The sequence below is a fragment of the Parafrankia sp. Ea1.12 genome (genome assembly GCF_900465275.1).
In the GTDB taxonomy this organism is placed as follows: domain Bacteria; phylum Actinomycetota; class Actinomycetes; order Frankiales; family Frankiaceae; genus Parafrankia; species Parafrankia soli.
On record NZ_UBIZ01000510.1, the window covers coordinates 1 to 9482 of the forward strand.

Genomic DNA, 9482 nt, shown 5'->3' on the forward strand with positions numbered 1-9482 from the left:
ATCCGCACCCTCCGCAAACGCCTTCACCCGCCCATCAGCAGCCAACCCCCGCTGCCGCGAAAACTCCACAAAACCCACCGGCGTCGACATCACCGTCACCCCACCCACCAACGCCATCCCACACTCACCCGCACGCAACGCCCGCACCGCCAGATGCAACGCCACCAACGACGACGAACACGCCGTATCCACCGTCACCGCCGCCCCCTCCAACCCCAACACATACGCCACCCGACCGGACATCACGCTCGAGGCGGTCCCACTGATCCGATAGCCCTCCACACCCTCGGACGCCGTCACCGACTCGCCGCCGTAGCCCTGGTAGATCAGGCCGACGAAGACGCCGGTGTCGCTGCCACGCAGCGACGACGGATCCACCCCCGCCCGCTCCAACGCCTCCCACGACACCTCCAACAACAACCGCTGCTGCGGATCCATCGCCAACGCCTCACGCGGCGAAATCCCAAAAAAACCCGCATCAAAATCACCCGCACCAGCCAGAAAACCACCCGACCGCACATAACTCCGACCCACCCGACCAGGATCCGGATCATAAAGACCCGCCACATCCCAACCCCGATCCACCGGAAACTCCGACACCGCGTCGGTGCCCTCCGCCAGCAGCCGCCACAGCTCTGCCGGCGAGTCCACCCCGCCGGGCAGGCGACATCCCATGCCGACGATCACGATCGGGTCGTCCCCGGCCGCGCCGTGCGGGCCGGGTGCCGGCGTCACGTGATTCCCGGCGAAGGCCGGTTCCGCCACCCCGGCCGGTGCCGGGTCGCCGTCGGGGCCGCCGGGGAGCTCGGCGGCCAGGTACCCGGCGAGGGCGGTCGACGTCGGATGGTCGAAGACCACGGTGGTGGGCAGCCGCAGCCCGGTGCGCTCAGCCAGCCGCGCCCGCAGTTGGACGGCGGTCAGCGAGGTGGACCCGAGATCGACGAAGGCCCGGTCGGCGGGGATCTGGTCGGCGGCGTCGTACCCGAGGACGGCGGCGGTCTCGGCCCGCACCAGGTCGAGCAGGAACCGTCGCCACTCGGCCGTGCGCATCGTGGCCCGGCGCCCGAGCAGCGCCGCCGGCCCGTCGCCGCCGCGGTCACCGGCCTCCCCGCCGGCGACCGGTCCACCTGCGGGTCCCGTGGACGGGTCGGGAGGGTTCAGGACGGCGCGGACCTCCGGCAGGTCGCCGAGCAGCGGGCTGGGGCGGGCGGCGGTGAAGGCCGGGGCGAACCGGGCCCAGTCGACGTCGGCGACGGTCAGGCACCGCTCGTCACCCATTGCCTCCGCCAGCACGGCGACCGCCTCGTCCGGCGGCATGGGAACCAGCCCGCGGTCTTGGAGGTGGCCCGCGATCGCGGGATCGACGGCCATCCCGCCCTCCGCCCACGGCCCCCACGCGAGCGCCGTGCCGGCCAGCCCGCGCGCGCCGCGGTACTCGGCCATCGCGTCGAGGTAGGCGTTGCCCGCGCTGTACCCGCACTGGCCGCCGCTGCCCCAGGTGCCGGCGACGGAGGAGAACAGCACGAAGGCGTCCAGCGGCCGGTCGCCGACCAGTTCGTCGAGGACCCGGGCGCCCGCGGCCTTGCCCGCGAGCACCTCGGCGAGCTCGGCGACGTCCACGTCCTGCAGCGGTGTGAACCCGCCGGCGACGCCCGCGGCGTGGACTACGGCGGTCAGCGGGCAGTCCGCCGGTATGGCCGCCAGCACCTCCGCCAGCGCGTCGCCGTCCGCCGCGTCGCACGCGGCCACGGTCGTCGCCGCGCCGCGCCGGGCCAGGTCGGCGACGAGTTCGGGCACGCCCGGGGCCGCCGCGCCCCGACGGCTGGTCAGAACCAGCCGGGCCGCCCCGGCATCCGCGCACCACCGTGCGACGGCCGCGCCGAGCGCCCCCGTCCCACCGGTGATCAGCACCGTTCCGCGCGGACGCCACCCGCCACCGGCGCTGTCGCTGTCGGTGTCGGTGTCGGTGCGGGCCGTTCGGGCCGGTGCGAGCCGGCGGCCGAACACGCCCGACGGGCGGATCGCCACCTGGTCCTCGCCCGGCCCGCCCTCGAGCACGGCCGCGAGCCGGTCGGCCGCCGTCCCGTCGACGGCCGGGGGAAGGTCGACCAGACCGCCCCACCGGCGTGGCAGCTCCAGCGCGGCCACCCGCCCCGCGCCCCACACCTGCGCCTGCGGTGGGCTCGTCACCGCGTCGGCTCCGCCGATCGACACCGCCCCCTGCGTCACGCACCACAGCGGCGCCGCGACCCCGGCGTCGCCGAGGGCCTGCACCAGGGCCAGCGTGCCCGCCAGGCCCCGGGTGACCGGCTGACGGCCGGGCAGCTCCCGGACATCCAGCGCGAGCAGGGACAGCACCCCCGCCAGCGGGACATGCAGCGAGGTGAGCCGGGCGGCCAGCGTGCTGCGGTCGACACCGGCGGCGGGGTCCACCTCGAACCGGACGACCTCGGCGTCCCTGCCCTCAAGACCCCGGACGCAGCTCTCGACGCAGGCGCAGACACCGTCCTCCGCGGTCAGATCGGCGGGAATCACCACCAGCCACCGGCCGGGCCCCGCGGCCTTCGCGGCCTTCGCCGTGGACACCGGCGTCCAGGTGACCCGGTACCGGCGGTCGGCGGGCCGCCGGCCCGGCGTCGCGCCGCCCGCGGTGGCAGGCTCGCCCGCGGTGCCCGCAGTGCCCGCGGTGGGCGCGTTCGCGGTGGCGAGGTGGTCACCAAGCCAGAAGCGGCGGTGCTGGAACGGGTAGGTCGGCAGATCGACCCGGCGCGCGCCGGCGAAGAACGCCGCCCAGTCGACGTCGGCGCCAGCCATCCACAGCCTGCCCACGGCCCGGGCCAGCGCGGGCTGCTCCGCCTGGTCACGGCGCAGGCTCGGGACGAACACGGCGTCGGAGCCGGCCGGGAGGCAGTCCTGCCCCATGCCGCAGAGCACCGCGTCCGGGCCGATCTCCAGGAAGGTCCGCACGCCCCGCTCGTGCAGCCGGTCGACGCCGTCGCGGAACCGCACCGCGGCCCGGACCTGGCGCACCCAGTACTCTGCCGAGCACAGCTCGTCGGAAGCGACGATCGCGCCGGTGACGTTGGAGACGACCGGGACGGCCGGCGCCCGGAAGGTCACACCGTGGGCGACCCTGCGGAACTCCTCGAGCATGCCGTCCATGTGCGCGGAGTGGAACGCGTGCGAGACCCGCAGGCGGGTCGCCGTTCCGCCGCGGGCGCGCCACCGCTGCGCGATCTCCTCGACCGGGCGCAGGTCTCCGGAGACGACCACCGACTCCGGTCCGTTGACCGCCGCGACGTCCACCGCTCCCGACGCGGAACCGGACGCGGCCGCCGCGCGCGCACCCAACTCGGCGATCAGCTCACGGGCCTGCTCCTCCGACGCCCGCAGCGAGACCATCGCGCCGCCGGTCGGCATCGCCTGCATCAGCCGGCCGCGCGCGGCGACCAGCGCGCAGGCGTCGTCCAGGTCGAACACGCCGGCCACGTGCGCGGCCACCAGCTCGCCGACAGAGTGCCCGAGCAGCGCGTCCGGCCGCACGCCCCAGGACTCCAGCAGGCGGAACAGCGCCACCTCGAGCGCGAACAGCGCCGGCTGGGTGAACTCGGTGCGCTCCAGCGCCGCGTCCGGGAGCGGGCCGGCGAACACGACGTCCCGCAGCGGCCGGGGAAGATGCCGGTCGAGGCGGGCGGTGACCGCGTCGAACGCCTCGGTGAACACCGGGAACCGGCCGTGCAGCGACCGGCCCATCCCCGGGCGCTGGGAGCCCTGGCCGCTGAAGAGGAACGCGAGCCGGTCGGTCTGGCGGTCCGGGCGTGCGGAGCCGCGGATCAGTGCCGCCGACGGTTCGCCCCGCACCAGCGCGCCGAGGCCGCGCAGCATGCCCTCCCGGTCGCCGGCGACGACGGCCGCGCGGTGCGCCAGCGCCGCGCGCCCCACCGCCAGCGACCAGCCGACATCGGCCAGGCCCGGCCGAGGCTCGCTCTCGACCCGGGCCGCCAGGCGGGCGGCCTGCTCGCGCAGCGCCGGCTCCGACCCGGCCGACAGCAGCCACGGAAGCTCCTCGCCCGCCGGGGGATCGCCCCCGGGCGGGTCACCCGCAGCCTGGTCACCGCCGCCGGCATTCGGTCCGGCCTGGTCGAGCCCGGCCTGGTCGAGCCAGGATGGAACCGGCTCGGCGCGGGGGGCGTCCTCGATGATGACGTGGGCGTTCGTGCCGCTGACCCCGAAGGCGGAGACACCGGCCCGGCGGACGCCGTTTCCGCGCGGCCAGGCCACCGGCTCGGTCAGCAGGCGCACGTGCCCGGCCGACCAGTCCACCCGGGCCGAAGGCTCGTCCACGTGCAGGGTGCGCGGGAGCACGCCGTGCCGCAGCGCCAGCACCATCTTGATCACGCCGCCGACCCCCGCCGCCCCGACGGTGTGCCCGACGTTCGACTTCAACGAGCCCAGCCACAGCGGCCGGTCGGCCGGCCGGTCCTGCCCGTAGGCGGCGATGACCGCCTGGGCCTCGATCGGGTCACCCAGCCTGGTCCCGGTGCCGTGCGCCTCCACGACGTCCACGTCGGACGGCGAGACGCCCGCGCTCGCCAGCGCCGCCCGGATGACCCGCCGCTGCGCCAGCCCGTTGGGCGCGGTCAGCCCGTTGGACGCGCCGTCGGAGTTGACCGCGCTGCCGCGCAGCACCGCCAGCGCCGCGCGCCCGTGGCGGCGCGCGGCGGAGAGCCGTTCCAGCAGCACCACGGCCGCGCCCTCGGCCCAGCCGGTGCCGTCGGCGGCGTCCGCGAACGACTTGCAGCGGCCGTCCGGCGCCAGGCCCTGTTGACGGCTGAACTCCACCAGGACGTCCGGGGTGGCCATCACCGTGGCCCCGCCGGCCAGCGCCAGGGTGCACTCGCCGGCGCGCAGGGCCTGCGCCGCCAGGTGCATGGCCGTCAGCGACGACGAGCACGCCGTGTCGATCGTCATCGCGGGGCCCTCGAGCCCCAGGGTGTAGGCGACCCGGCCCGAGGCGACACTGGGCAGGGTTCCGCTCATCAGGTGGCCCTCGACGCCGGGCGGGGCCGTCCGCCAGGGCGGGCTGTAGTCCGCGACGGGGAGGCCGGTGTAGACGCCGGTCCGGCTGCCGCGCAGGGAGAGCGGGTCGATGCCGGCCCGCTCGAACGCCTCCCAGGAGACCTCGAGCAGCAGCCGCTGCTGCGGGTCCATCGCCAGCGCCTCCCGCGGCGAGATCCCGAAGAAGGCCGCGTCGAAGCCCGCGACGTCGTCCAGGAAGCCGCCCTGGGTCGTGTAGAAGGTGCCGGAGCGGCGCGGATCGGGATCGAAGTGGGTGGCCAGGTCCCAGCCGCGGTCCGCGGGGATGTCGACGACGGCGTCGCGGCCCTCGGCGACCAACCGCCAGAGATCCTCCGGGCTACGCACCCCTCCGGGGAACCGGCAGGCCATGGCCACGATCACGATCGGGTCGTCCGGCGGCGCGGCCGAGGCCGACGGCGCCCGCGAAGCCGGCAGGTCCGAAGGGTCCGGCCCGACCGGAGGCGGAACCGGGTGGTCCGGTACGTCGAGAACCCGTGTCCTGAGATGGTCGGCGAGACGCGCCGGGGACGGATGGTCGAACAGAAGCGTGGCGGGCAGTGCCAGGCCGAGCTCGCCGCCCAGGGCGTCCCGGAAACCGGCCGTGCTTCCTCCACCGAGCCCCAGCCGGACGAACGGCGTCCGCGGGTCGAACGGGCCGTGCCCGTCGCCCACGGCCCGGCGCACCTGCCGGAGTACCAGGTCGAGCAGAAGCCGGTGCTGTTCGGCCTCGGGCAGCCCGGTGAGGGCCTCCCGCCAGGTGGGGTGTTCGTGTCCCGCCAACGCTTCTCCCGTGCAGGTCGGGGCCCCGCGAGGACATCACCGTGCGCTGGAATCCACCCGCGGATCCATGGCGCGCCACTCGATGAATCACCCGCGGCTACCGAAGGAAAGGACCGGCGCGAACACCCTTCCCCCAGTCGGGACCGGAAGGGTTTCGCCGCGCGTTTTACGCGGGTAAAAGCCCAGGTAGTCGCCCTGAAGCGCCTGCCGCGCGGTGCGGCGGAACACCGCGGGTAGCGTGCCTTCCGGCTATTCCTCGACCGGCGGACTCATACCCGCGCCCGGTCCCCCGCTTCGTGCCTGGCCCGACAGTCTGGACGGACATCCCAGCCCAATCATGTTCGGAAGAACGATCACGTCGTGTTCGAACCGGCCCGCGCGGAACCGCGGGCCACGAGCAAGGAGGGCATCACTTCGAGGGAGAATAGGCACGCTACGGCGGATACCGCAAGCAAGTTCGCGCACTGTTACGCCCGCAGTCATGGGGAGCGCCCGCGAACCCGGTGTTCACCGTGTCCGGATCACCCGACCTGCCTCCCGGGTCCGGAGCCGGCCGACTCAGGTCCGGTCGGGCGAGAACTCGAGGACCTGCGTGAGCCGGATGTTGTTGCCGGACGGGTCACGGAAGGACGTGTCGATGCCGTAGGGCTGCCTGGTCGGCGGGTCGTTGAACTCCACCCCTCGGGCGCGCAGCTCGTCGTGGGAGGCCTGGCAGTCGTCGGTCTCGAGGAACAGCGTCCCGCCGGCGCCCTTGGCCACCAGCTCCGCGAGCTGGCCGCTGGTCGACACGTCGAACATCGGCGGCTTCGGGATCGACATGAGCACCAGCCCCACGTCCTGCTGGCCGGACGGGCCGACCACCAGCCAGCGGAATCCCCATTCACTCATGGTGACGTCCGACCGGACCTCCCAGCCGAGCGTCCTCGTGTAGAAGGCGAGCGCCTCCTCCTGGTCGTGCACCCAGAACTGCGCGTTGGCGATCCTGATCACCGCTGTCTCCTCGGCTCGGTCGGCTGCGCGGAAGAACGCGCCGGCGACGCTACGCGCGGGCGGTGACCTCGGCTTCTCCGAACGTGCGGTTGTGTGGGCGGCCGTAGGCACGGGCGACGCAGTCCGGGATCCGGATGTGGCGGCGCGCGGGCGGGAACGCCGCCCGGTAGGCACCTGGCGACATTCCGAACACACACCGGAATCGGGTGGTGAAGGATCCGACACTCGTCAGGCCGACCGCGAAGCAGATCTCGGTCACGCTTCGGTCGGTGTTGCGCAGCAGCACCGCGGCGCGCTCGAGCCGGCGGGTCAGCAGGTACTGGTGCGGCGGCTCACCGAAGGCCCGCCGGAACTCCCGGCTGAAGTGGGCCGGCGACAGACTGGCGGCGCGCGCCAGGTCCGCCACCGTGAGCGGCTCGCAGTAGCGGGCGTCGGCGAGATCCTTCGCCCGCAGCAGGTGGCGGGCCGGCGGCACCATGCACCGCAGTATCGCCGACGCCGGGACGCAGCCGGCCGCGGAGCCCAGGCCGCGTCGCGCGGCCCACGGAGCGCAGGCACCGGGACGCGGGGCGGTGGTCATCTGAGGAAGGGCAGCACCTTGTCGGTGAACAGGGTCAGGCAACGCCAGCCCTCGGCGATCGGCAGGCCGCCGCAGAGCGCGTGGATGGCGAACCCGGCGTGCTGGCCGTGGGCGAGCGCCTGCTCCGGGGTCAGGATCTGGTAGGTCCCCTCCGCCCTCAGCTCCGCCACAGTGGTCGCGCTCGACCGGTGGGCGGAGCGGACGTCCGGCGTCTGCCAGGCCGAATAGGTCACCGCCTCGTGGAGCAGGTGGTGCCCGAGGGTCGCCCACGCCTCGTCCGGATCCTCGTGGATGAACATCATCGTCACCCCCGGCCCCGGCATGCGGCAGCGTGCCTCGACGCCGCTGGCCGCGCACTGCTCGTGGTAGTAGGACGCGATGTCGGGAAGGTGCCCCGCCGGCGCGAACGGCAGGTCGAACCGGATCGCCCGGCGTGCGGACACCTTCGAGCTGCCACCGATCATCACCGGCGGGTGCGGCTGGGTGAACGGCCTCGGCGTGACCCGCACCGTGGTCCCCCGGTGGTCGAAGGGCTCGCCGGTCCATGCCTTGAGGAGCGTGTCGACGCACTCGTCCATCAGCGCCCCGCGACGCGCCCAGTCCTTGCCGTGGGCGGCGTACTCGGACGGGCGGTAGCCCACACCGAGGACGACGCTCAGCCGCCCGCCGGACGCCAGGTCGAGGACAGCGATGTCCTCGGCGACCCGGATGGGATCGTGCAACGGCAGCAGGAGGGCGGCGATCGAGACCGGGAGGCGGGAGCACCGGCCGAGGACAAGTCCCGCCAGGGCAAGCGGCGCGGGGCTCCAGCCGTTGTCGACGCCGTGATGCTCCTCGAGATTGACCAGGTCGAAGCCGTGTTCCTCCACGTGCGCGCACATCTCGAGAGCGGCCTGGTGCCGGGCCGACATCTCGCTGGGGTCCAGACCGGGCTGGGTCAGGTTCAGCCGTAGCGCCAACATGTCCGTCTCCTCGTCGGTGAGGTATGCGGTGGTCATCCCACCGGTCGACTTTTGCCCTGTAACGCGCGGCACGTCAACTCCCCGCCGTGGCCGGCCGCGGTGGGCTCCGGTCGCTCCGCCGCCGGGACGTGATCATCGATTGACACCGGAACAGGAGTGAGCGCATACTTTGTGATTCGATGCCCGGGCGAGAATCGCGACGGCGGGAACTGCACACGTATCCGTCCAGTGGTCATCGGCATTTTGACCGGACAGATAGCCCCTACCTACGACGCGATAAGGTATTTCACTATGGGCTGTCGTCCCTTTGCTTTGAGTAATCGCAGAATCGTCGGTCTGTCGAGCCGGCTCGGCGCGATGGTCGTTGCCGTCATCATGTTCGCGGGCTGCTCCAGCGATTCGGGCGGTAGTGCCTCACCCGAATCGACGTCGCTGACTTCGAGCCCATCCCCCGTGGTCGGGACGAGCCGGCCGCCGTCGCCTTCGCCAGCGCCGGTGCCGACGCCGCTGCCGACCTCCGCGTACCCGCCACTTGCCGGCTTCGGTGAGGTGCACGACATCGGCAAGGTGGTCGGCATTTCCGACGGCCCCGATGGCACCGTGCTGAGCCTCGACCGGTCGGAGTACGTCCTCTGTACCCCGCAGTCCGGCGACGCGGAAACCTGCCTCGACGGATACCGCATCGACGACGTCGAGGGCGGGACGCTGGACTACGTGGTGACGCCGACGGTCAGGGTCGTTCTTCCGGTGCGGCCCGAGGAGTACGAGACCGGTGACCTCGCGGACCTGCGGGAGTTCGTCGCCGCCCGTCCGTCCAGCCTGATGATCCTGCGGCTTGACGCGGGAGGACGCGTGATGGCCGTCGGCCAGCCCTGGCTTCCGTGACCTCGCCGGACCGGCTGTTCCAGCCCGTCCGGTCCCGACCGAACTCCGGAGCCGGGGCCCATGGCCCCGGAGCCACCTAAGAGCGTGTCTCAGGTGGGGTGTGGGAGTTTCTTCCAGCAGGTGATCGCGGCGGCCAGGCAGAGGAATCCGAGGAAGTTACGGCCGTTGCGTTCGTAGCGGACGGTCAGCCGGCGGTAGCCGTCAAG

The 9482-nt window shown here is 73.4% G+C and carries 5 protein-coding genes; 1 reads left to right on the forward strand and 4 read right to left on the reverse strand.

The features are described from left to right. The 4 genes from FMEAI12_RS30035 to FMEAI12_RS30050 all read right to left on the reverse strand — a co-directional run. Nucleotides 1–5859, reverse strand: a 5859-nt coding sequence (locus tag FMEAI12_RS30035; RefSeq protein ID WP_146776794.1) for a type I polyketide synthase, incomplete at its 3' end; no start/stop codon positions are given. A 558-nt stretch (nt 5860–6417) separates the two neighbouring features. Further along, nucleotides 6418–6849: a VOC family protein gene (locus FMEAI12_RS30040; protein ID WP_071059936.1), complete on the reverse strand. Its 432-nt coding sequence runs from the start codon at nt 6847–6849 to the stop codon at nt 6418–6420. A gap of 49 nt (nt 6850–6898) precedes the next feature. Further along, nucleotides 6899–7327 (reverse strand): helix-turn-helix domain-containing protein, encoded by a 429-nt coding sequence (locus FMEAI12_RS30045; RefSeq protein WP_112108688.1) that lies wholly within the window; start codon nt 7325–7327, stop codon nt 6899–6901. Nucleotides 7328–7425: 98 nt separating this feature from the next. Then, nucleotides 7426–8427: an LLM class flavin-dependent oxidoreductase gene (locus FMEAI12_RS30050; protein WP_235014800.1), complete on the reverse strand. Its 1002-nt coding sequence runs from the start codon at nt 8425–8427 to the stop codon at nt 7426–7428. Between the two features lie 192 nt (nt 8428–8619). On the opposite strand from FMEAI12_RS30050, the gene FMEAI12_RS30055 reads away from it, so the two are divergent. Further along, nucleotides 8620–9276: a hypothetical protein gene (locus FMEAI12_RS30055; protein ID WP_235014802.1), complete on the forward strand. Its 657-nt coding sequence runs from the start codon at nt 8620–8622 to the stop codon at nt 9274–9276. Nucleotides 9277–9482 lie beyond the last annotated feature (206 nt).

Bases quoted from the DNA above. Each gene is read 5' to 3' on its own strand.
- FMEAI12_RS30045 (WP_112108688.1), bottom strand. From the start codon at position 7,327: ATGGTGCCGCCGGCCCGCCACCTGCTGCGGGCGAAGGATCTCGCCGAC.
- FMEAI12_RS30050 (WP_235014800.1), bottom strand. From the start codon at position 8,427: ATGACCACCGCATACCTCACCGACGAGGAGACGGACATGTTGGCGCTA.